This window comes from Paenibacillus xinjiangensis (assembly GCF_059686975.1).
Map to the genome: position 1 here is coordinate 16,294 of NZ_JCAALS010000011.1, position 24,100 is coordinate 40,393.

General features: G+C 49.6%; 18 protein-coding genes and 1 pseudogene. 2 read left to right on the plus strand and 17 right to left on the minus strand.

Annotated elements, in window-relative coordinates; genetic code table 11:
- Nucleotides 1-74: 74 nt before the first annotated feature.
- The 9 genes and pseudogenes from AC6ESP_RS12640 to ftsE all read right to left on the minus strand — a co-directional run.
- Nucleotides 75-241: pseudogene (locus tag AC6ESP_RS12640) on the minus strand (amidase family protein); the annotation flags it as partial.
- Between the two features lie 43 nt (nt 242-284).
- Complete coding sequence (locus AC6ESP_RS12645) at nt 285-500, minus strand: hypothetical protein (RefSeq protein ID WP_497097091.1); 216 nt, start codon at nt 498-500, stop codon at nt 285-287.
- A gap of 301 nt (nt 501-801) precedes the next feature.
- Complete coding sequence (uvrA, locus tag AC6ESP_RS12650) at nt 802-3,687, minus strand: excinuclease ABC subunit UvrA (RefSeq protein ID WP_497097092.1); 2,886 nt, start codon at nt 3,685-3,687, stop codon at nt 802-804.
- Between the two features lie 135 nt (nt 3,688-3,822).
- Nucleotides 3,823-5,832 (minus strand): excinuclease ABC subunit UvrB, encoded by a 2,010-nt coding sequence (gene uvrB / locus AC6ESP_RS12655; RefSeq protein WP_497097249.1) that lies wholly within the window; start codon nt 5,830-5,832, stop codon nt 3,823-3,825.
- A gap of 227 nt (nt 5,833-6,059) precedes the next feature.
- Nucleotides 6,060-7,379: a PDZ domain-containing protein gene (locus AC6ESP_RS12660; protein ID WP_497097093.1), complete on the minus strand. Its 1,320-nt coding sequence runs from the start codon at nt 7,377-7,379 to the stop codon at nt 6,060-6,062.
- Between the two features lie 93 nt (nt 7,380-7,472).
- On the minus strand, nt 7,473-8,924 hold the full coding sequence (locus tag AC6ESP_RS12665) for a S41 family peptidase (protein WP_497097094.1): 1,452 nt from the start codon (nt 8,922-8,924) through the stop codon (nt 7,473-7,475).
- A 120-nt stretch (nt 8,925-9,044) separates the two neighbouring features.
- On the minus strand, nt 9,045-10,181 hold the full coding sequence (locus AC6ESP_RS12670) for a murein hydrolase activator EnvC family protein (RefSeq protein ID WP_497097095.1): 1,137 nt from the start codon (nt 10,179-10,181) through the stop codon (nt 9,045-9,047).
- A gap of 45 nt (nt 10,182-10,226) precedes the next feature.
- On the minus strand, nt 10,227-11,144 hold the full coding sequence (gene ftsX / locus AC6ESP_RS12675; RefSeq protein ID WP_497097096.1) for a permease-like cell division protein FtsX: 918 nt from the start codon (nt 11,142-11,144) through the stop codon (nt 10,227-10,229).
- A complete protein-coding gene (gene ftsE / locus AC6ESP_RS12680; RefSeq protein ID WP_497097097.1) occupies nt 11,134-11,820 on the minus strand; it encodes a cell division ATP-binding protein FtsE in 687 nt (228 codons plus the stop codon). Before ftsE ends, ftsX begins: the two co-directional genes overlap by 11 nt.
- A gap of 263 nt (nt 11,821-12,083) precedes the next feature.
- On the opposite strand from ftsE, the gene AC6ESP_RS12685 reads away from it, so the two are divergent.
- Together AC6ESP_RS12685 and AC6ESP_RS12690 are read left to right on the plus strand one after the other, a co-directional pair.
- Nucleotides 12,084-13,511 (plus strand): VanW family protein, encoded by a 1,428-nt coding sequence (locus tag AC6ESP_RS12685; protein WP_497097098.1) that lies wholly within the window; start codon nt 12,084-12,086, stop codon nt 13,509-13,511.
- A 127-nt stretch (nt 13,512-13,638) separates the two neighbouring features.
- Nucleotides 13,639-14,307, plus strand: coding sequence for a hypothetical protein (locus AC6ESP_RS12690; RefSeq protein ID WP_497097099.1), 669 nt, complete (start codon nt 13,639-13,641; stop codon nt 14,305-14,307).
- 472 nt (nt 14,308-14,779) lie between these two features.
- On the opposite strand, the gene argH is transcribed toward AC6ESP_RS12690, so the two are convergent.
- The 8 genes from argH to AC6ESP_RS12730 all read right to left on the minus strand — a co-directional run bounded on the left by argH (nt 14,780) and on the right by AC6ESP_RS12730 (nt 23,945).
- Nucleotides 14,780-16,195 (minus strand): argininosuccinate lyase, encoded by a 1,416-nt coding sequence (argH, locus tag AC6ESP_RS12695; protein WP_497097100.1) that lies wholly within the window; start codon nt 16,193-16,195, stop codon nt 14,780-14,782.
- A 91-nt stretch (nt 16,196-16,286) separates the two neighbouring features.
- Nucleotides 16,287-17,522 (minus strand): argininosuccinate synthase, encoded by a 1,236-nt coding sequence (locus AC6ESP_RS12700; RefSeq protein WP_497097101.1) that lies wholly within the window; start codon nt 17,520-17,522, stop codon nt 16,287-16,289.
- A gap of 48 nt (nt 17,523-17,570) precedes the next feature.
- On the minus strand, nt 17,571-18,527 hold the full coding sequence (gene argF / locus AC6ESP_RS12705; RefSeq protein ID WP_497097102.1) for an ornithine carbamoyltransferase: 957 nt from the start codon (nt 18,525-18,527) through the stop codon (nt 17,571-17,573).
- A 41-nt stretch (nt 18,528-18,568) separates the two neighbouring features.
- Nucleotides 18,569-19,768 carry an acetylornithine transaminase gene (gene argD, locus AC6ESP_RS12710; protein ID WP_497097103.1) on the minus strand — a complete coding sequence of 400 codons (1,200 nt, stop codon included), beginning with the start codon at nt 19,766-19,768 and terminating at the stop codon, nt 18,569-18,571.
- A gap of 16 nt (nt 19,769-19,784) precedes the next feature.
- A complete protein-coding gene (gene argB, locus AC6ESP_RS12715; RefSeq protein WP_497097104.1) occupies nt 19,785-20,576 on the minus strand; it encodes an acetylglutamate kinase in 792 nt (263 codons plus the stop codon).
- A gap of 31 nt (nt 20,577-20,607) precedes the next feature.
- Nucleotides 20,608-21,849, minus strand: a complete 1,242-nt coding sequence (gene argJ / locus AC6ESP_RS12720) for a bifunctional glutamate N-acetyltransferase/amino-acid acetyltransferase ArgJ (protein ID WP_497097105.1) — start codon at nt 21,847-21,849, stop codon at nt 20,608-20,610.
- A 65-nt stretch (nt 21,850-21,914) separates the two neighbouring features.
- Nucleotides 21,915-22,964: an N-acetyl-gamma-glutamyl-phosphate reductase gene (argC, locus tag AC6ESP_RS12725; protein ID WP_497097106.1), complete on the minus strand. Its 1,050-nt coding sequence runs from the start codon at nt 22,962-22,964 to the stop codon at nt 21,915-21,917.
- Nucleotides 22,965-23,105: 141 nt separating this feature from the next.
- Nucleotides 23,106-23,945 carry a YitT family protein gene (locus AC6ESP_RS12730; RefSeq protein ID WP_497097250.1) on the minus strand — a complete coding sequence of 280 codons (840 nt, stop codon included), beginning with the start codon at nt 23,943-23,945 and terminating at the stop codon, nt 23,106-23,108.
- Nucleotides 23,946-24,100 lie beyond the last annotated feature (155 nt).

The window sequence follows — 24,100 nt, forward strand, 5'->3', positions numbered from 1 at the left end:
CCATCCTCCCCAATCAGCTCGTCGATCATGGTCTGATACTGCTCTCGTTGCTGCAGCAGCTCAGTCAAATGCGCCCTTACAGAGCCGCCAGTATCAGTTCCTAGAGCGACATCGGCAAGAACGGCAGCGACTGCGACCGCTGATCCGCTTGATGAGCCTCCTGGATTACACTCTGGCGCTTTGGGATTCACAGGCGTCCGTAATATGTATTTTCTCCATTCAGACTATACAGTTGCAGGTCAAATAAAAAAAAAGCCTGCCATTGCCGGCAGGCTCCCCCTTACTTACGCCATCCAAACTTTAAAGATCATTATGTAATCGATATACAAAAATAACGCGAGTGATACGAAAGTAAATCCAATTGCGAACACATTTTTCTTCGGTCTAGCGGACAGGAGCCGAACAAAACCGATCAGAATCAAAATGGTGAATGCAAGCATGAACCAGTCGAATGTATTTATATTGCTGGTTGCTTGTGCTGCCTCTTCTGCCAAAAACATCGGATGACCTCCTTTTTTTCACACGTATCCTATATTAACTATATGTTAGCTTCTAGTGGCTCACGATGCAAGTCCCAATATGCATTCGTAACAAGTTTGTCACGATTTTCTAATTTTCACACCAAATCATTTTTTTTCTAGGCGAAAAAACCGTATGAATGGCTCTGCAATTATAAAATACCCATCTCTTCCAACGTTTATTACCTTCCGTACAAAAATCTGGCTGCTAGGTTATAATTAAAAGCTGCAGCGTCTAGTCGTCTCCCTGCCACGACCGACTCTACAGCTTATTTGTTCCCTGTTACTCGACTACACCCGCTGTGACACTCCCTAAGGCACGCTGCTTCTGAAGTGTCCGCTCGCGATCCCTTTCCAATACAGGCTTCAAATACTTGCCCGTATAAGAACCAGATACTTTCACGACCTCCTCCGGAGTGCCTGAAGCAACGATAGTACCACCACCGTTACCGCCTTCCGGTCCTAGATCGATCAAGTAATCAGCTGTCTTAATGACATCTAGATTATGCTCGATAACGAGTACCGATTCACCTGAATCCACTAGTCGATGCAGAACGGTCAACAGACGATCAATATCATCCACATGCAATCCGGTTGTTGGCTCATCCAGAATGTAGAGTGTCTTGCCCGTACTGCGACGATATAGCTCGGATGCCAGCTTAACCCGCTGTGCCTCTCCACCTGATAGCGTAGTTGCGGGCTGACCTAGCGTCATATAGCCTAAACCTACATCTAGCAGAGTCTGGAGCTTCCGGTGTATACGAGGAATGTTCTCGAAGAACTTGCAGCCGTCCTCGATCGTCATCTCCAGCACTTCGGCAATGTTCTTGCCTTTATATTTCACCTCGAGCGTCTCACGGTTATAACGCTTACCCTTGCAAATCTCACAAGGAACATAGACGTCAGGCAGGAAGTGCATCTCGATCTTGATAATGCCATCGCCTCTGCAAGCCTCGCAGCGGCCGCCCTTCACGTTGAAGCTGAAGCGGCCCTTCTTGTAACCGCGCACCTTCGATTCATTCGTCGTCGAATAAAGATCACGTACATCATCGAACATGCCTGTATACGTGGCAGGGTTCGAGCGTGGAGTACGTCCAATCGGAGATTGATCAATATCGATAACCTTCTCCAGATTTTCTAACCCTCGAAGCTCTTTGTATGCACCTGGACGGACCTTCGCTTTATTCAGATCGCGCGCAAGCGTCTTGTATAAAATTTCGTTAACGAGAGTCGACTTACCCGAACCGGAAACACCTGTTACGGCGGTGAAGATGCCGAGTGGAATTTTGACGTTCACGCCCCGCAGGTTATTTTCCTTAGCGCCCCTGATCTCGAGCCACTTGTCTGTCGTTGCCCGACGGCTTTCCGGAACCTCAATGAACCTGCGTCCGCTTAAATATTGACCCGTCAATGAGTTCTCATTAGCCATCACTTCAGCTGGAGTACCTTCTGCGATAATCGTGCCGCCGTGAATACCCGCTCCCGGCCCAACATCGATTATATAATCAGCAGCCAGCATCGTATCTTCATCATGCTCAACCACAATAAGGGTATTGCCAAGATTACGCATATGCTCCAGAGTCTCTATTAGTCGATCATTATCCCTCTGATGGAGGCCGATACTTGGCTCGTCCAATATATAGAGAACACCCATCAAGCTGGAACCGATCTGTGTGGCAAGACGAATACGCTGCGCCTCTCCACCCGATAATGTACCAGCGGCACGGCTCATCGACAAGTAATTGAGTCCTACATTCACTAGGAAACCGAGTCTACTGTTAATTTCCTTCAGAATTAGATTGGCTATCGTCCGTTCTTTCTCCGTGAGGTCAAGCCCATCGAAGAACCGCTGAGCTTCCCCTATGGAGAGTGAAGTTACGTGAGAGATGTTCTGGTCATTAATTGTAACAGCCAGCGTCTCCCGCTTCAGACGATGCCCTTTGCAGCTTCCGCAAGGCTTCGCGCTCATGTATGCCTCAATATATTCCCGCATCATATCCGAGGCTGTATCGCGATAGCGGCGCTCCAGGTTGTTCACAATGCCTTCGAATGGAACGTACGCTTCCTTACGATGACCGAAATCATTCTCGTACAGGAACCTTACACGTTCCCCTCCAGTTCCGTAAAGCAGCTTCTTCATCTGCTCCTCGTTAAGCTCGGATACAGGAACATCCTTCGGAATACTGTAATGCTCACATACAGAGCTCAGAAATTGCGGATAGTAGTTCGAAGTACTGCCTGCCCAAGCGGAGAAAGCAGCTTCGTTAATGGATTTACTCGTATCAGGGACTAGTAGATCTGGGTCTACAATCATCTTAGCTCCGAGCCCGTCACAATCTGGGCAAGCGCCGTAAGGGCTATTGAAGGAGAACATCCTTGGCGCAAGCTCCTCCACGCTGAAGCCGCATACTGGACATGCCAGATTGGAGCTGAACAGCAGCTCTTCCTGATCAATAATATCAACCAGCACCCGGCCATCAGACAGCTTCAGCGCCGTCTCCAAGGAATCAGCTAGGCGGCTGTGAACATCTGACTTCACAACGATGCGGTCTACAACAACCTCGATGCTATGCTTCTTGTTCTTCTCCAGCTCAATCTTCTCGCTCAATTCACGAAGCTCACCGTTCACCCGTACTCGAACGAACCCCTGCTTCTGAATATCTGCAAGCAGCTTCGTGTGCTCGCCTTTGCGGCCGGAAATAAGTGGCGCCAGAATTTGCAGCTTCGTCTTCTCAGGATACTCCATAATACGATCAACCATCTGCTCCACAGTCTGGGACGTAATCTCGATCCCGTGGTCTGGACAATGCGGCTTGCCGATTCTAGCGTACAACAGCCTCAGATAATCGTAGATCTCTGTGACAGTCCCTACCGTAGAACGGGGATTCCGGCTTGTTGTCTTCTGGTCGATAGAGATAGCAGGAGACAGCCCTTCAATAGAGTCCACATCCGGCTTCTCCATCTGTCCGAGGAACTGGCGGGCATAGGCAGACAGCGACTCTACATAACGACGCTGTCCTTCTGCATAGATCGTATCGAATGCAAGCGAGGATTTGCCTGAGCCGCTGAGGCCCGTAAGCACGACAAATTTATCGCGTGGTATTGTGACATCGATATTTTTAAGATTATGGGCGCGTGCACCCTTAATAACAATCTTGTCGCTAGCCAATCTTATTTCCTCCTTAAGGTTTTGCGTAGCAAAACCACTTCGTAAGCAAAGACCTAGGTTTTGCGTAGCAAAACCACTTCGTAAGCAAAGACCTAGGTTTTGCATAGCAAAACCACTTCGTAAGCTCTAACCCATCTACCCCATCTCGGCGCGCAGCTCAAGCAATGCGTCACGCAGCTCTGCCGCTCTCTCGAATTGAAGGTTCTTCGCAGCGTCCTTCATCTCGGCTTCGAGCCTTTGCAGCAACGATTGGCGTTCCTTCTTCGACATCTTATCGGCCCCAACGCCGGTCAAATAATCCGCCTTGCCTTCAGCGACCTTCGTCGCCTCTATAACATCCATTACTTTTTTGCGTATTGTCTGTGGTGTAATGCCATGCTCTTCATTATGAGCAAGCTGAATCGTACGACGACGCTCGGTTTCCTTCATCGCTTTGTCCATCGAATCGGTGATCCTGTCACCGTACAGAATAACACGGCCCTCGCTGTTACGCGCGGCACGACCAATCGTCTGAATAAGAGAACGCTCCGAGCGGAGGAAGCCTTCCTTGTCAGCATCCAGAATCGCTACCAATGATACCTCTGGTAGATCCAGCCCTTCCCGCAGCAAGTTAATGCCTACGAGCACATGGAATGTTCCTAGCCGCAGATCCCGAAGGATGGCGATCCGCTCCAGTGTCTTAATATCCGAGTGCAAATAACGCACTTTAATACCGATTTCCTTGAAATAGTCCGTGAGATCCTCAGCCATCTTCTTCGTAAGCGTCGTAACGAGTACACGCTCATCCTTGGCAATACGGTCACGAATCTCAACGAGCAGATCATCGATCTGCCCCTTCGTCTTACGAACCTCAATAACCGGATCAATAAGACCTGTTGGACGTATGATCTGCTCTACCATCGTCGGACAATGCTCAATCTCGTAAGGGCCTGGTGTTGCTGATACATATATAATTTGTTTAACCTTATCCTCGAACTCTTCAAACTTAAGCGGCCGGTTGTCCATAGCGGAGGGAAGCCTGAACCCATGATTCACGAGCATTTCCTTACGCGCGCGGTCACCGTTATACATCGCTCTGATCTGAGGTACGGATACATGAGACTCATCAATAACAATTAGCATATCATCTGGAAAATAATCGAATAGCGTATAAGGCGTTGCTCCACGTTCTCTGAAGGTTAGAGGACCTGAATAGTTCTCAATGCCTGAGCAGAAACCCATCTCTGCCATCATCTCTAGATCATAACGGGTACGCTGCTCCAGTCTTTGCGCTTCCAGCAGCTTGCCGCCCTCTCTAAGCTCTGCGAGCCGCTCCTCAAGCTCCCTCTCGATATTAATGAGGGCAAGCTTCATCGTCTCCTCCTGCGTCACGAAGTGAGAAGCCGGGAATATCGCGACATGCTCTCGCTCGCCGACGATTTCGCCAGTCAGTACATCGATCTCCGTAATACGCTCAATCTCATCTCCGAACAGCTCTATCCTCATTGCCCGTTCATTGTTGGCTACTGGGAATATCTCAATAATATCTCCACGAACACGGAACGTACCGCGAATGAAGTTAATGTCATTGCGCTGGTATTGGATGTCTACAAGCTTATGCAGAATGGTATCCCGCGGCTTCTCCATCCCTACACGGAGCGACAAAACAAGACTGCCATACTCAATCGGCGAACCGAGACCATAAATACAGGAGACACTCGCTACAACAATAACGTCACGACGCTCGAACAGAGAGGTCGTCGCCGAGTGACGCAGCTTATCGATCTCATCATTAATGCTAGAATCCTTCTCGATATAAGTATCCGTAGAGGGAATATAAGCCTCTGGCTGAAAGTAATCATAATAGCTGACAAAGTATTCGACCGCATTGTCCGGAAAAAACTGCTTGAATTCGCTGCACAGCTGCGCCGCGAGCGTCTTATTATGAGCGATAACAAGTGTAGGCCTATTCAACTTAGCGATTGTATTCGCAATGGTATACGTCTTCCCTGTTCCTGTTGCACCTAGCAGCGTCTGATGCTTCACTCCACCCTCTATACCTTCGAGCAGCTGTCGGATTGCTTCTGGCTGATCCCCTTGCGGTGTATAGTCTGACTGTAGAACAAATGGCTTGAATTCCGTCGAAGCTTCACTCACTCCACCCATCACCTCTTTACCTGTCATTATTCTATCCTTCATTATAGTCAATTTTCTACAAATCAAGCAGAAAAAGTTTAATGCTATCTCTTAATGAAACTGTCATAAGAATGTGTGTTCCCCTATATTATAGCCTTCCTAGGCTAACGTTGCAATTGCCAATCCATAAATAAATGAAGAGCCTCTCCATAAGTTATCGACTTAGGAGAGGCCCTTGTGTAATAGCCTTATCAAACTTATGAGTGCGTGGAGGTCTGCTGATCGCTTACTGGTACCGAGCCATGCCCACGGCGGTTAGCCGTGCGCGTTCTCCGCAGCAGATCCAGCAGAGACGACGGCTCAGCCGCAGCATAATAATTCGCTTGCTCATCGGGTGCGAGTATGACACCTAATTGATGATGCTCGCCAGCATATCTGGCCTTTTGCACAAACTTAATTTCCCCTTGGAGATTCAGCACCTCCAGCTTGAATTGCGCAGGGTTGCTCTCTAGCGCATCATGCAAATCTTCCTTCGAATAAACACGTCTTCCGTTAACCTTGGCAATGATCTCTCCCGCGGTTAGCCCTAACGCTTCCGCCGGTGTACCAGGAACGATACCTAGAAGGCGCAGTCCTCGATGGTCATGAACGAATAGCGGACTTTGTCGAGACTCTTGAAGTCTGCTTCGCCATATAATCAGCTCATGCAGCAGCAGGGAGCATAATGCAGCTACAGGCATAAGAGCCGGAAGCCACCAAGCGAGCAATGCAGCCGCCATTAGGCCGATACTGAATAGTGTGAGCCCTCCTGCTGCATGACGCGCCTTCTCACTCGGCAGCATCGTACGTGTCATTTCACTAAATCCAATAATCATCGGCAGCGCGATAACCGTCCAGCCCTGCGACCAATCCGTACCGAATAATGACATCCACGGCAATGAAGTTGTCTCCGCTGTGCTCATACCAGATGCAGGTACAAGCAGCAGCAGCGGTACCGGCCAGAAGCCTTGCAGCATATATCCGCCTACCAGCTTGCCACGCTTGCCTTCCAAGAAAAGAGGGGTGGCGAGCTTGTGCCCTTGTTTTCTAACTAGGAAAGCCTCTGCCAGATGCAGCAGGGCGACGAGCATGAGCAGTCCGACCATATCGATGCTTGCGAGTGAGCTTGCTAATTGACCGATCCAATCACTGCGCTCTGCGAGCGGTGTCCAGCCCACTATCCATTGCAGCAGTCCAATAACACCCGCTCCATAAGCGAAGCATAAATAACGAATACGGAACAGCATTAGCACAGCTGCCGCACACCATAGCCATAGTACAGCTTCAGCGGTTAAGCTGATGCCAATAAATGCACCCACCACAGATGCGAATAACCCCGCTACAAGACCTGCCAGCATCGCCCGTCCCAGCAGCCGCGGCCAAATATGAAGACGAACAGCGAACAGCTGTCGTTCCAGCCGTGTCTGCCTCGTATACTGCAAAATAATAAAGAGAACTGCGATATAATAAAAAGGCTGTGCTAACAATTGCAACACGGCCAGTTCGAATTGCTTCAGCAGCACTAAGGTTGTTTCCAAGTGTTATATCAGCTCCTTCTGTTCATATGGCCCAACAATAAAAGGCTGACTCCGAAGACAGAGTCAACCTTATTATTATTCGACATCAGCTGCCTATTTCCTGCCAACAATGTTGATTGCTTCATGCAGCTGCTTGTCGTTATTGTCATCCTGCAGCCACTTGATAACTGCTTGTTCGAGTGCTGCAGCCGTCTTCGTATCCACCATCCCAGTTACCGGAATAGAAGCATCCGTCTGGAACTGCTTGACCGCAAGCTCTGTATCCTCGCTATAATAACCATCCTGTCGCTTCGGGTCATAGCCAAGTCCGGTCAATATCGACTGCAAGCTCCGAACCTGGTCACCTAGGGTATCCTTTTTGAGCGTCTCCGCGATCGTCAATCGAGCTGCTCTATACAATACAGGTGCAGGCACTTCCTTATCCGGCTTAATCCCCACTTGATGAATCCACTCACCATTAGGTGTCAGCCATTTGGCAATAGTCATCTTCACCAGGCTGCCGTCACCTAACGTTTTGTTATAGCTTACCTGTACCGTGCCTTTGCCAAAAGTCGTCTCCCCGACCAGTGTGGCACCGGCGCTATCCTTCAAGGCACCTGCAAGTATTTCCGAGGCGCTTGCGCTGCCTTTGTTCATTAAGACTGCGATGGGATAGGCTTTGCCCTCGCCCTTCGACACGGTTTTCTCCCGGTCTCCTTCACGGTCCTCAACCTGAACGATGGCTTTGCCGCTTGGTATGAAGGCTTGGGCGATTTCAACGACGACCGGCAGCACGCCACCTGGATTATTACGGACGTCAATAACCAGCCCCTTCATCCCCTTTTCCTCCAGAAGCTTCAGCTCTTCCTTGAATCGTTCTCCCGTATTCAGAGAGAATTGACGTATCTCAATGATGCCCACGCCGTCGTCTCTAAGAGACGCATAGACAGTCTCCACATCAATATCGTCACGAACAAGAATAAGCTCAATCGGCTCAGAGAAGCCAACCCGTTGAATATGAAGCTTCGCCTTCGTTCCTCGTGGTCCACGAATTTTGGATACAGCATCGTTGAGCTTCAGGCCATCCAGCTTATCTCCATTAACGGATATAACAACATCCTTGGCAAGAAGCCCTGCGCGCTCTGCAGGTGAGCCTTTAATAGGGGAGACGATGACGACCTTCCCTTGCTCAAGCGTCACTTCAGCACCAATGCCTGTAAAGGAGCCTTCAATGGACTCTGAGAATTGCTGAGCCGTATCTTTCTCCATATAGACCGAATACGGATCCTCTAGCGAAGTCATCATGCCTCTAACAGCACCATCTACCAGCTCATCCCGGTCTATCTCTTGAAAATATTTGGTTTCAATTAAATCCAGTACAGCATTAATCTTGGTGAGCTCACTCTTGCTTAAGCTTGAATGTTCATCTGCGGATACCGACACAGCAGCCTGCTGCGATCCGCCGTCATTAACAATGAATAGGTCGGCCACAGTCAACGTGACTAACACCGATGCAATCATCGTCATCAGAACAAAAGCCATAACCGTACGACCTCTGAAATGCACGCTCGACACCACCCTCTCATTTGACCAGTTCCGTGCACCACACTAGTATATGACAAGCTGTTCCTATTTATTAGTCTACAAATAAGGCAGCCAAATGGCTGCCTCTTGGTTAGCTATGGATTACTTCAAATAACCGCTTGGGTTAACCGCAACTTGGTCCTTACGTACTTCGAAGTGAAGATGTGGTCCAGTGGAATTGCCTGTACTTCCGACCTCGGCAATTTTCTGTCCTTTTTTGACTGACTCGCCTTTTTCAACCTTAATGCCGCCATTTCTAATATGTCCGTACAGCGTCCACAATCCGTTGCCATGATCAATAATCACGGTATTGCCATAACCGCTCCATACTTGAGCTACAATGACAACCCCGGCTTCAGCTGCGAATAAATCCGTACCCTGCGGCGCTGCAAAGTCCATACCTGCATGAAGCTTCTTAACCCCTGATATAGGATGAATCCGATAGCCGAAGCTCGAGCTGACCCGATAATTATCACGAATCGGCATGCCAAGCTTACCGCCGCTATATGGATTTTTTATTTTATTTTTTTCTTTTTGAAGGTCAGATACTTTCTTCGCCAGATCCAGCAGCAGAGCCTCTTGCTCTTCACTGATATCCTCAAGCTCTGCGATCTCTTGGTTGTAGCTGGCAATCATAACTTCCTTCTCTTTTTCCTTATTGTTCAGCTGTGTCTTATATTTCTGCAGCTTCGCATAGCTAGTCTTGACTTCTTCAAGAGCATCTTCAACCTGAAGCTTCTTCTCAATGACTAACTCTTTGTCCTTCTTGTGCTGTTCAAGGATGCTGCGGTCTTGACTTAGAATCGACTGAAGCGCATCGAACCGATCTATGAAGTCGGTGAAGCTAGTCGAGCTAAGCAATACATCCAAATAAGACACAAACCCGTTCTCATACATAAGACGCAGTCGCTGCTGGAGCAGCTGGTCACGTGATTCGACACGCTCCTCAGCTTCCTCCAGGTCTTTGCCGGCCTGCTGCAGCTCTTCTTCCTTCGTCTCCACTTGAGTCTGCACTCGCGTTAGATTAATAACGACATCATCCAGCTCCGCCATAAGCGTCTCCAGTGACTTTTGGGCTTCCGCCTTCAGACCAGAGATAGCATCCTTCTTCTTCTCCGCATCGGCAGCATCCTTCTCCGCCTGTTCAATCTGCTGCTTCGCACTTGCGAGATCTTTGTTTATTTTATCGAGTGAAGCCGCATTCCCGCCAACAGGCTGCAACAAAAATACAGTTAACATCGTTAAGACAATAACAAGTTTCTTCCCTCTCACCCGAGCTGTCACCTACACTTTCAAATATTTTCTAACGGAAATGGTACTTCCCCATACGCCAATCAACGTACCAAGACCAATCAGCAGCCCAGCTACCATTACTCCGCATTCCTGCACCGTTACCAGCTTCATCATCATGAGGCCGAGCTCCACCTGCGTGAGACGAACGAGCTCCGAGTAAGACACCAGCACCACCGCTGTGGTTATTGCGGAAGCTACAATTCCGATCAATGCGCCTTCAATAAAAAAGGGCCAGCGGATAAAGGAATTCGTCGCACCTACCAGCTTCATAATGCCAATCTCACGTCTTCTCGCTATAATCGTCATCTTGATCATGTTGGAGATTAGGAACATGGCTGTCACACCTAGACCAATAACGATGACAAGACCGATGTTGCGGACTGCATTCGTGATTTTGAACAAGGTCTCTACCGTTCCCTGTCCGTACTTCACACTTGTAATAGGAGCCATATCGTCTGCCTTATTAATCGCTGTAATGCGATCAGCAGCTTCTTTAATCGTCTGCGGATCGAACACCTCTACTGTGAACGAATCCGGAAGCGGATTGCTTTCCTTGTCATATCCATCAAGCAGAACGTCTCCGTCCTCGCCTAGATTTGTGCGCAGCAGCTCCAGCCCTTCCTCTTTGGAGACAAAGGTCACTTTGCTCACTTCTGCAATGTTCTTAATTTTATTGCTCAGCTCGTCCACTTTGGCTTGTTCAACGGTTGTCTGCAGGTACACTCGGATCTGCACTTGATTCTCTATGGTAGAAGCAAAGCTGTTCACATTCAGTGCCAATAGGAGGAACACGCCCAGCAAGAATAACGAAATGAAAATGGAGCTCATTGAAGCGAACGACATCCAGCCGTTGCGAATAATGCTCAATAAACCTTCTCTTAGGTGGCGGAGGATGGTTCTAAGCTTCATAACCGTACTCCCCTCTTGCCTCATCACGGACAATGTTGCCGTTCTCTATTGCAATAACCCGCTTGCGCATAGAGTTAACGATATCCCTATTGTGCGTCGCCATCACGATGGTCGAGCCACGGAAGTTGATCTCTTCGAGCAGATTCATAATGCCCCAGGACGTCTCAGGATCGAGATTGCCGGTAGGCTCATCCGCTACGATAACCGAGGGATTGTTCACAATAGCACGAGCGATCGCGATCCTCTGCTGCTCTCCCCCAGATAACTGAGCGGGTAGGCTGGCGTGTTTATGCTTCAGGCCGACGAGATCCAGAACCTCCATCGTCCGTTTCTTAATAATGCGTCTAGGTGCCTCAATCACTTCCATCGCAAACGCCACATTCTCATAGGCAGTAAGCTTAGGCAGCAATCTGAAATCTTGGAAAATAACGCCGATATTGCGTCTTACAAACGGGATCTTGCGGGGCTTCAGCTTGCCGATATTGAACCCGTTAACCGATAGCTGCCCTTTCGTTGGAACCTCTTCCCGATATATCAATTTCATGAAGGTTGATTTGCCTGCGCCCGATGGTCCGACCAAATATACGAATTCATTGCGATCTATGCGAACGGAAACGCCATTAAGTGCATTCGTTCCGTCGGAGTACGTTTTCCATATGTCATGCATTTCTATCACATTATCACATCCTGTTTGTAGTCAGTCTTACTAATTCGACAGGGTTGGTTGAAATCCTCCACAATGGGGTTTATTTCCGCATTTTTCACAATTCTCATAAAAAATTTACAAATTATTTCAAGAAGTAATTGTCTGTTATTCGACAAAGTCAAGCCGCAAAAAATGGTGAATCATTCAATTCCAAGTATCTGGAAAAAATGTTCAAACTGCTGCATATATATGAAACATTGTCTATTTGGAGGAAGGAAGGGTGGGTATCTATTATGAAAAAGCTGCATATTGGAGTTATCATTGTAACTTCTTTACTACTCGTTGCTTCCATCGGCTGGGGCATTCTGTGGTATTATTCCGGGCAAGAAACCGTACCGGATGAGGTAACAGCCGGTGGCGTCGCTATTGGGGGCATGAGCATTGATGAAGCGATACAGCTTCTGGATGAATATGAGAAGTCGCTGGAGAACCGTCAGCTCAAGGTGGAAGCAAATACGGCTGCCGAGGACAGCCAGCAATGGACAGCTGCGGAGATCGGATATACAGCGGAGTTCACGGATGTGCGAGAGGCTCTGCTCAAGCTGAGGAGCGGCAACGTCTGGGAGCGCTCGAAGTACCGGTATCATTTTCCCAAAACCTATGAACTGACACAGAGCTTCGACAAATCGGTGTTCGAGACGTTAATTCGCAAGCAGTGGGGCTGGATTGATCTGAATGAGCCCAAGGACGCGGTGCGGACCATTACCGAGCAGGATGAGGTCATCTATGAAACGCATGTGGATGCTTACCGGATTGAAGTGGAGAAGCTTACGGAGCAGGTGCAGCCTTGGGTGATTGTGAAGGAGCCAGGAATCAAGTCGGAGTCGGAGCAAGCTCACACGGCCCAGCTGCCCATCCAAACCGTACATCCCAAGGTGACGCTGGAGCAGCTCCAGGCAGAGGGCATTGATCGCAAAATCATCGAGTTCTCGACCGATTTCAAATCTAGTGCGGAAGGCAGAGCCTATAACGTCACTTCGACAGCTAAGGCGCTCAATGAATGGCATCTGGCACCGGATGAGGTGTTCGAATACAGCAAGGTCATTGCGTTAACAGAGGAAGAATACGGGTTCAAGGAAGCCCCAGTAATTCTGAATGGCAAGCTCGTTCCCGGTATCGGCGGCGGTATTTGTCAAGTATCTAGCACGCTCTATAACGCGATTCTCCGCACGGGGCTTGAGATTGTAGAACGTCGCAACCACTCTATTCCCGTCTCTTATTTGCCATTAGGTCAAGACGCTACTTATGCGGATGGCGGCATCAACTTCCGGTTCCGCAATACGACAGGCAAGCATCTCATTATTCGGACCGTTGTGGAGGATCGCAAGCTGACCGTTAAGCTGTTCGGCACGATGGATGAGAGCATTCGCTATGATATTGATTCGACTACCGTTCAGACACTATCCCCTTCTGTGCAGGAAGTTACGGACAAATCACTCGCTCCAGGGAAGAAATCAACTGTACAACAAGGAAAAAATGGCTACGTCGTGGAGACTTACCGCACGCTGCTGCGTGATGGCGAGGTTGTCAGCCGCGAACGCGTATCCCGTGACACGTACAAAGCGCAAGCAACAGTCATCCATGTCGGCCCAGGCAGCGATGCCCCAGCCGCAACGCCTTCCCCTACTAGCGAGCTTCTTGAGGATGGGGTTACGGGTTGAAGCATTATGTTTTGTGACAAGCGCGAATATGTTATTATTTAACCAGACGAAGAACGTCCTTAGCCATTACGGCTTGAGGGCGTTCTTTTTTTGTTTAAGTACCTATGATATTGGGAGGGTTGCTGTTATGACTGATTTTGAACAGGCGCATAAGCGATTTGTCGAGCATCATACTGCTCTTCGAGCTGGCGAGCGCAAAGGCCGGTTGGTGAGGGGACATAGCTTCGCAGAGAAGCTGCTGCTGAAAAATGTGTGGTGGCCGTTATTTGGCCATTTCGATGATCTTCATCCCGAGTATGAAGTTTATGATTGGAACTGTAAATCGCAGTTTATTGACTTCGCCTTCCTTCCAGACTTCGGACGCTTCGGACTAGAATGTGATGGATTCCAGAGTCATGTAAAGGATATGGATCGCGAGAAATTCAGCTACTCGTTGAATCGGGATACTTTCCTTACAGGCACAGGTTGGAAAATGGTTCATTTTTCTTTTGATGATGTCCAGCATCGCCCTGAGGTTTGCCGAACACTGCTCCAGATCGTTATAAGCCCTCATATGCTCCGAAAACCTGCTGCTAATCCAGTTGTGCTAATGGAGAAAGAAGTACTTCGTCTGGCATGGTCATTGGGCCGGTGGATTCGTCCTAAGGATGTATGCGAACACCTGAACCTCAACTTTCGAACCGCACGCAATAAGCTCGTGTCACTCTCAGAGAAAGGACTACTTAAACCGATTCAACGGGGAGCTCATATCCGATACTACGAGCTGACAGAGGACGCTCTCGAGCAACTCTTATAGCTGGGCTGGTACTGGTGGGCCAGGCTCTAAAGTATAGCTTCCCCTTGTGAAGACAGCGCATAAAGCGCACCGTCCAGCCTTCCCTTGGCCTGTGAGTGGTTCAGACTGCATTTGATACAACCTTATTGCGGTATATCGACATTAGCTTTCTAAATACTGCACTCACTACAATCCGATTTCCTGAAATTTACTTTTATAAGCCAAAACAACGGATTTGATTGTATGTAATACAACCTATGCGGATTTCTAGTGCCGTTCCTTCTGATTTGATTGCACTAAATACAATGTAGCTCCTATTGGTGCAAACATCACTTAACAAGAATGAAATTTAGTTTGTTAGATGCTCTGGGTTGGGTTGGGTTGCTAAGCCTGGTCGTCTATTTGTGACCAAGGAAACAGCTTGTTTGTACAAAAAAACCGAGGGACAGGAAGATCGATTCGATCATCCTGTCCCTCGGCAATGTTAGTACGCTTAGCGGCTGCGCTCAGCGTATTCGGCAACCCAAGCGGCTGAGGCGACGAGCTCAAGCTCGGCACGGCCAATCGCATCTTGTACTTGCGTCTTCGCTGTGCCACCGTATACGTTACGCGCATTAACGACCTGCTCCGGCTGGAGCACATTGTAAATACGGTCATCGAATAGTGGCGAGAACTGCTTGAACTCTTCGATTGTAAGATCAAGCAGGTATTTGTTCTGCTCGATGCAATAGAGCACTGTTTTGCCAATAACCTCGTGCGCTTGGCGGAACGGCAAGCCTTTGCCAACGAGGAAGTCAGCGATGTCCGTCGCATTGGAGAAGTCTTGGTTAACCGCTTGACGCATACGATCCTTGTTGACCTTCATCGTTGCGATCATTGGAGCGAATAGCTGGAGCGCTCCTTGCAGCGTTTTAACCGTATCGAACATGCCCTCTTTGTCTTCCTGCATGTCTTTGTTGTAAGCAAGCGGCAGCGACTTCAGTACCGTCAGCAAGCCCACGAGATTACCGTATACACGTCCTGTTTTACCACGGACAAGCTCCGGCACATCGGGATTCTTCTTCTGCGGCATAATGCTGGAGCCTGTGCAGAAGGCATCGTCAAGCTCAACGAAATGGAACTCCGTGCTGGACCATAGGATAAGCTCTTCGCTAAGACGCGACAGGTGCATCATAATGATCGAAGCATCCGCTAGAAACTCCAAGATAAAGTCGCGGTCGCTGACAGCATCGAGGCTGTTCTCATAGACGCGGTCGAACTTGAGCTGTTTAGCTACAAAATGACGGTCGATCGGGAACGTCGTTCCCGCAAGCGCACCTGCACCGAGGGGCAGCATGTTGATCCGTTTGTAGCTGTCTTGCAGACGCTCAAGATCACGTCCGAACATTGAGACATAAGCCATCAGATGATGGGCAAAAAGAATCGGCTGTGCTCGCTGCAAATGCGTGTAGCCTGGTACGATTGTGTCAATGTTCGCCTTAGCTTGCTCAATAAGCGCCGATTGGAGCTTTTGCAGCAGGTCAACGAACTCAACAACACGCTTCCGCAGGTACAGATGCATATCTGTTGCGACTTGGTCATTACGACTGCGTCCTGTATGAAGCTTGCCGCCGACCGGTCCAACATCATCAATGAGCGTTTTTTCGATATTCATGTGAATGTCTTCATCAGCTATCGAGAATTCCAGATCATTCCGCTTGATACGCTGCAGAACACGGTGAAGGCCATCCTTAATCGCTTCTACATCATCTGCTGGAAGGATTCCTTGCTTGCCCAGCATCGTGACATGCGCCAGACTGCCTTGAATATCCTCTTCCGCCAGCTCTTTATCGAATAAAATAGATGCCGTATATTCCTCTACTAATTGGTCGGTCTTCTTCGTGAACCGGCCGCCCCATAATTTGCTCACTTGTTCGCTGCACTCCCTTCCGAATGCTGCGCAGACCGCCGCATGTGTGCTTCAAGCATACGTACGACGGCCCACCAGCTGGTTCGGATTATTATTTTTTGCTTTGTTCTACGCCGGATGACACTTTCAAGCGAAGTGCGTTCAAGCGGATAAAGCCTGTTGCATCGCCTTGATCATAAGCTTGGGAAGGATCTGCTTCCATTGTCGCGATATCTGGGTTGTATAGGCTGACAGGGCTTTTCACGCCTGCGCCGATGACATTGCCTTTATATAGCTTCAGGCGAACGACGCCTGTTACATTCTTTTGCGATTCCAGCACGAGGGCTTGAAGAGCAAGACGCTCTGGAGCAAACCAGAAGCCGTTGTATACAAGCTGGCTGTACTTCGCGATAAGAGAATCACGAAGATTCATAACTTCGCGGTCCATCGTAAGTGATTCCATCTTGCGGTGAGCTGTGAATAGGATTGTACCGCCTGGAGTCTCGTATACGCCGCGGCTCTTCATGCCAACGAAGCGATTCTCAACCATGTCCACACGGCCAATACCGTGCTTGCCCCCGAGTTCATTCAGCTTATCCATAACGCCAAGCGGGCTAAGCTGTTCGCCGTTAATAGCTGTACAGTTGCCTGCTTCGAATGTCAGCTCCACGTACTCCGATTGATCAGGTGCGCGCTCTGGAGATACGCTCAGCACGTACATTTCTTCATTCTCTTCGGAGCTTGGATCGAACCAAGGATCCTCAAGCATGCCGCTCTCGAAGCTGATGTGCAGCAGGTTGCGGTCTGTCGAATACGGCTTAGCTGCCGATGCTTGTACTGGAATTTCATGCTTCTCCGCATAGGCGATCATCTCAGCACGGCCTGGGAACTCCTCACGGAACTTCTCTTCACGCCATGGCGCGATAACCGAGATGTCTGGAGCAAGTGCTGCTACAGCAAGCTCGAAGCGAACTTGGTCGTTGCCTTTGCCAGTTGCACCATGTGCAATGGCTGTAGCGCCTTCTGCACGAGCGATGTCAACCATACGCTTAGCGATAAGCGGACGAGCAATGGATGTACCCAGCAGGTACTGTCCTTCATAAAGGGAGCCTGCTTGGAACATCGGGTAGATGAAGTCAGCCGCGAATTCATCACGGAGATCATCAATATAGACTTTGGATGCGCCAGTTGCCAGCGCTTTAGCCTCTAGGCCATCGAGCTCATCCTTCTGGCCAATGTCAGCTGTGAATGCAATGATTTCTGCATCATATGTTTCTTTCAACCATTTCAAAATGACGGATGTATCCAATCCGCCGGAATATGCGAGTACGATTTTTTCCTTCGCCATTTCCTGCACCCCTTTAAGTATGATGTCTATTAATAATTGAAATGAAAGCTACATAATAGCTGCCATTATCGCTTTCTGTGCGTGCAGACGGTTCTCAGCCTGATCGAAAATAATCGAGTGCTTGCCATCGATAATGCCTTCAGTCACTTCTTCACCGCGATGCGCAGGCAGGCAGTGCATGAACTGGTAATCCTTCTTCGCGTATTTCACCAGCTCTTCGTTGATCTGGTAGCCGGCAAAAGCGAGCTCACGTTCTTTTTGCTCAGCCTCTTGACCCATGCTCGCCCATACGTCGGAGTAGATGATATCCGCATCAGCAATAGCTTCCTTCGGATCATGGCATACATGAATGTGTGCGCCCGTCTCAGCAGCATTGTCCTTCGATTGCTGAATCATATCGGCATCCGGCTCATAGCCTTCCGGAGTCGCCACGGACATATTCACGCCCAGCTTGGCTGCACCCATCATCAGAGAGTGAACCACATTGTTGCCATCACCGATATAAGCGACCTTCAGCCCTTCAAGAGTGCCTTTATGCTCCAGAATTGTCTGGTAATCCGCAAGCGCTTGGCAAGGATGCGACAGATCCGTCAAGCCGTTAATAACCGGAATCGTAGCTCCACGTGCAAGCTCCACCACTTTGCGGTGAGCGAACGTACGGATCATGATCCCGTCCAAATAACGGGACAGCACTTGTGCGGTATCTAGAATCGTCTCGCCGCGTCCGAGCTGCAGATCATTGCCGCTAAGGAACAAGCCTTGGCCGCCGAGCTGATAGATCCCCACTTCAAAGGATACACGCGTACGGGTTGATGATTTCTCAAAAATCATCCCGAGCGTTTTGCCATTCAGCAGATGATGCGTCTCGCCTGCCTTTTGCTTTCTTTTCAAATCAATCGCTAGATCGATCAAGTACCGAATTTCTTCTGGCGTATAATCCACCAGCATAAGGAAATCGCGCCCCTTCAAGCTAAGCGCCAATTCTTCCTGCACGGACTGTGTCATAATCGGTATTCCTCCTTCACTTTCGTTCATTTCGATGTATGTTAACCCTTAGCCTCGGACAAAAGCTCTGTCAATATCGTTACAGCCATATCAATCTCTTCTTTCGTAACGAGCAGGTTCGGCAGCAGACGAATGACATTCGGTCCAGCTGAGATGACTAGCAATCCACGGTCTTGCGCTGCCTTAAGGATAGCAGCTACCGGCTCTACACACTCAATGCCGACGATCAAGCCTTTGCCGCGCACTTCTGTGACGAACGGATTCCCTGCAAGCTTGCTTACAAGCTCCCCAATCAAATAATCGCCGTACTCAGCTGCACGATTAGACAGCTTCTCGCCGACAATCGTTTCGATGGTTGCTTTTACAACAGCCGTAGCAATTGGTGTACCTCCGAAGGTGGAGCCGTGGCTGCCTGGGCCGAATGCTTCACGAAGCTTCTCCTTCGCTACCGCTGCACCAACCGGGAAGCCGCTGCCAAGGCCTTTTGCCAATGTGAAAATATCTGGTTCGATTCCGTAATGCTCATAGGCGAACAGCTTGCCTGTACGTCCCATGCCGGTCTGAATCTCATCGACAATGAGCAGAATCCCATGCTTGTTGCATAGCTTCACGAGCGCATGAACGAATGCCGGATCGGCAGGATGAATACCGCCCTCTGCCTGAATCATCTCCAGCATAATGGCAGCCGTCTTATCCGAAATAGCCGCTTCGAGCGCCGCAATATCATTAATCGGGATATATTGGAAGCCCTCTGGCAATGGAGCGAAACCTTCCTTCACCTTCTCTTGGCCCGTTGCTGTCAGTGTAGCCAGCGTCCGTCCGTGGAAGGAATTCTCGAAGGTAATAATCTCATAACGTCCATTGTTCAGTACCTTCTGTTGGTAACGACGAGCCATCTTAATCGCTGCTTCATTCGCTTCCGCTCCGGAGTTGCAGAAGAATACCGCATCCCCGCTGCTGTTGGCTGTAATCAGCTGAGCAGCTTCCTCTTGGTTCGGTATGCGGAACAGATTCGACACATGCCACAGCTCATCAAGCTGCTTCACCAGCGCTTCCTTGATCTGACGAGGCGCATGGCCCAGATTTGTTACGGCAATGCCGCTCATGAAGTCCAGATAACGGTTGCCCTGATCATCCCACAGCCAGCTTCCTTCCCCTTTGACAAGAGAAATCGGATATCTGGCATAGGTAGGAAGCAAGGACTGATCGGCAGCAGCTGCCGTTACTTTCGTCTCGCTCATTATCATTCCCACTTTCTTAATGACTCTTCAAGATTCGTGTACCTACGCCGCCCTCTCGTACCGCTCTGCTCAGCACACCCGGCTCCTCGCCGCTTACAATAACAACCTCACGCACATGACCTTGAATGCATTGCACTGCTGCACGCACCTTCGGTATCATGCCTCCGTAGATTTCACCGCTGGCGATCATCGCTTCGATCTCCTCGACGCTAGCCGAAGGCATCACTTCCTTCTGACCGTTAACCGTGCGAAGAATGCCTGGCACATCCGTGACAACGATCATCTTCTGTACGCCAAGATGGGATGCAACAGCACCTGCTGCTGTATCGGCATTAATGTTGTACCGCTGACCCTGCTCGTCAATACCGATCGGAGCGATGACTGGAATATAGCCCATCGCCATAATACCGGCAATAATCTCAGCATTCACACCCGTCACATCGCCTACAAAGCCGATTTCATCCGCATTCGCCACTGGCTTTGCTTGAATGAGCATGCCATCAACGCCGGATACGCCAAGCGCCTTGGCGCCATTCCCTTGCATCTTACGTACAATTTCTTTATTAATACGGCCTGCAAGCACCATCTCGACGACATCAAGGACGTCCTCATTCGTCTTGCGAAGACCGTTCACGAATTCGGTTTCAATACCTAGCTTCGTCAGCGTATCGGATATGGCCGGACCGCCTCCATGGACAATAACCGGTAGAATGCCCGTCTGCTGCAGCTCTCTCAGCTCTCCGAAGAAAGAATCAGGCAGAGCCGCAAGTGTGCTTCCGCCGCATTTCATAACAAATCGATGTGGCATCTCGTTCTATTCCTCTCTCTCTTCCTGACGCTTACGTACGGTAAGCTGCATTAATACGGACATAATCATAAGTAAGGTCACAGCCCCATGCGGTAGCCGCTCCATTCTCCATATGTAGATCAACATGAATAACGACGGTGTCGCCCTTCAAATACTCAAGTGCTGCTTCTTCATCAAAAGCTACCGGCTTCGACTGCTCCAGTGTGATGATCGAACCAAGGCTAATATCGACCGTGTTCACGTTAACCGGCTCACCTGCACGGCCAACAGCCGCAATAATCCGGCCCCAGTTCGCATCTGCTCCGAATACCGCTGATTTCACGAGTGAGGAGCCGATAATCGTCTTGGCAATAGCGCGTGCTGAATTCTCACTCACCGCACCCTTAACCTGCACCTCTACCAGCTTCGTTGCGCCTTCGCCATCGCGAGCGATCGCTTTGGCGAGCACCTCGCATACATAACGAAGCGCCGCTGCAAAAGCGGACCAGCCCTCATGCTGCGGAGTAAGCTCATCGTTGCCTGCAAGGCCACTTGCCATTGCAACGAGCATATCATTCGTGCTTGTATCTCCATCTACCGTAATCATGTTAAACGTATAGTTCGTCGCTTCGCGCAGCAGCTGCTGCAGCGCCTCGCTGCCGATAGCTGCATCTGTCGTAACGAAGCCGAGCATCGTCGCCATGTTCGGGTGAATCATCCCAGAGCCCTTGGAGGCACCAGCAATATGAACGAGCTGTCCATCGATCTCCAGCGACACGCAGACCATCTTTTGAACCAAATCCGTCGTAAGAATCGCTTGGCAGAAGCCATCAGCCGCTGAACGATCAGATGCAAGCTTAGCAGGCAAAGCGTCGATGCCATCCCGTATCTTGTCCATCTTCAGCAGCTCGCCAATAACGCCCGTTGAAGCAACTGCTACCTGATCCGCCGCAACGCCAATGGAATCCGCGAATCGGGAACGCATTTCATAAGCATCCTCTTCGCCTTGTGTACCCGTACAAGCATTAGCATTCCCGCTGTTGACCAGAACAGCACGCAAAAGCCCATCCGAGTTAATACTGTCGCGAGTCACCTGAATCGGCGCCGCCTGAAACGCATTCAATGTATAGACCCCTGCTGCCGCAGCAGGCACTTCACAGACGATAGCGCCTAGATCATGGCGATCTGTTTTTTTAAGGCCACAGTGCAGACCGCCGGCTGTAAACCCTTTAGGTGTCGTGATCGATCCTTCCGATACGACCGAATATGCCGCTATAGATTGCTCCAGTCCCATGTACAATCGATTCTCCTTCAGCTCATTCGCATACGATAAATATGCTGCTATAATTTCGGTTATTATTACGGATAAACCGGAATAAACTGCAAGCCTAACGTCTCGTCCCAGCCCATCATGATATTCATATTCTGAATCGCTTGACCCGCAGCACCCTTAACGAGGTTGTCAATAACCGATACGATCGTGACACGTCCCGTTCTGCTGTCTACTGCAAAGCCTATGTCACAATAATTGGAGCCCCATACTTCCTTCGTCGCTGGCCAATGGCCCTCTGGACGAATCCGCACAAACTTACGACCCTCATAATAATTGCGATACAGCTCAATAAATTCCGCTGTACTCCGGCCGCCCTGTACACTCGCGTACATCGTCGACATTATGCCCCGTGTCATCGGCACCAGGTGTGTCGTGAAGGTCGTAACAACCTCACGTCCAGCAACATCAGACAGAACCATCTCAATCTCTGGAGTATGCTGGTGCTTGTTAAGCTTATACGCTTTGAAATTTTCATTCATCTCGGCATAGTGGTGGCCAAGGCTGACACCGCGTCCCGCACCAGACACACCTGACTTCGCATCGATAATAATCGTCGAAGGATCAATCCAGCCTGCTTCTACAGCCGGTACAAGACCAAGCACCGTAGCGGTCACGTAACAGCCTGGATTTGAAATAAAGGAAGCCCCAGTCACCTTGTCGCCGTACACTTCAGCCATACCGTACACGGCCTGCTTCAAATACTCAGGGTCAGCAGGTGATTTTTTATACCATTCTTCGTATAAAGCCGTATCCTGTAGTCTGAAATCGCCTGACAAATCAATAACCTTCAGACCCGCTTCCAAAAGCGCCGGAGCGAGCTTCGACGCAACACCTGCAGGCGTAGCTGTGAAGACAACATCAGCCTTGGCCTTGATGGCCTGTGGATCAACATCGTCAAGCAGCTCCGTCATAATGCCCGTTAAATGCGGAAAGCCTTCCGCAATGGGGGTTCCAGCGCTGGATGAAGAAATGACCGATGTCACTTCTGCCAGCGGATGGGATGCAAGCAACCGAATAAGCTCAACGCCGCCGTAGCCGGTTGAACCGATTATCGCCACCTTTACCTTCTCGTTCATATCGTCTACTCTCCCTATGAAATCATCTAACATCTATTTTACATGATTCAACAGCCCATGGAAATATCGTCTTATTCCGTATTATTATACAACTGTATTTATAATAATACAACGAGAAATACGCTGATATTTCCTGCCAGCTCACTCCATCTTGAAGCCTTGTCCGACAACCTCCGACGTATCGCTAATGATGACAAATGCACCCGGATCGATAGCGCGCACTAGCTGCTTCAGCTTGGCTACCTCCGTCTGACCGACTACTACCATAAGCACCGTCCGTCCATCTCCTGTATAGCCGCCATGAGCATCCAGCTTCGTCAGCCCTCTGTCCAGATCATGCAGAATAGCATCTCCAAGCTTCTCCGCTTCCTCACTTATAATAAATGCCACCTTGGACACTGGCAGGCCCGTCTGAACAATATCAATCGTCTTGCTCGTCACATACAGCCCGATTAAAGCGTACAGGGACACCTCAGGTGAAATGACGAATCCCGCCGCAATGATAACACAGCCGTCGAAGCAGACAACAGCGAGCCCCAGCGGCAGCCCTGTATACCGATGCAGGATTTGTGCAGCCAGATCAAGTCCGCCAGTAGAACCGCGTCCGCGAAACACTAAGCCTAGACCAAGCCCTACGCCAATGCCCCCATAGATGGCAGCAAGCAGCGCATTATGCGTCGGAGACTCCCAATGGGCAGTCAGCAGGACGAATAATGGAAGCAGCACGGAGCCGATCGCTGTTTTCAGAGCAAACTTTTTGCCCAGCAGCCATATTCCCGCTACAAATAGAGGAATGTTCACCGCCCACTGTGTATACGCAGGTGTAATATCGAACATCCGCTGCACGAGAATCGAGATGCCCGATACCCCTCCTGATGCGATGCCATTAGGCACTAAAAATAAATTAAAGCTCACTGCCACGATCATAGAGCCTATAATCACTTGTACGATGCTCCAGATCGCCTGACCGCGAGCGCTCATAGGCTGCCTGCTTCTTTTGCTTGCTGCTGCCGAACGAGCACTAACCTCACTGCTCACTATATTGCCCTCCCTAATTTCAAACCGCTAATTACAACCAGAACTCTATCCCTTTATTCGCAAAAAAAGAAGAGTCCCACCTCTTATCAGTGTTGGAA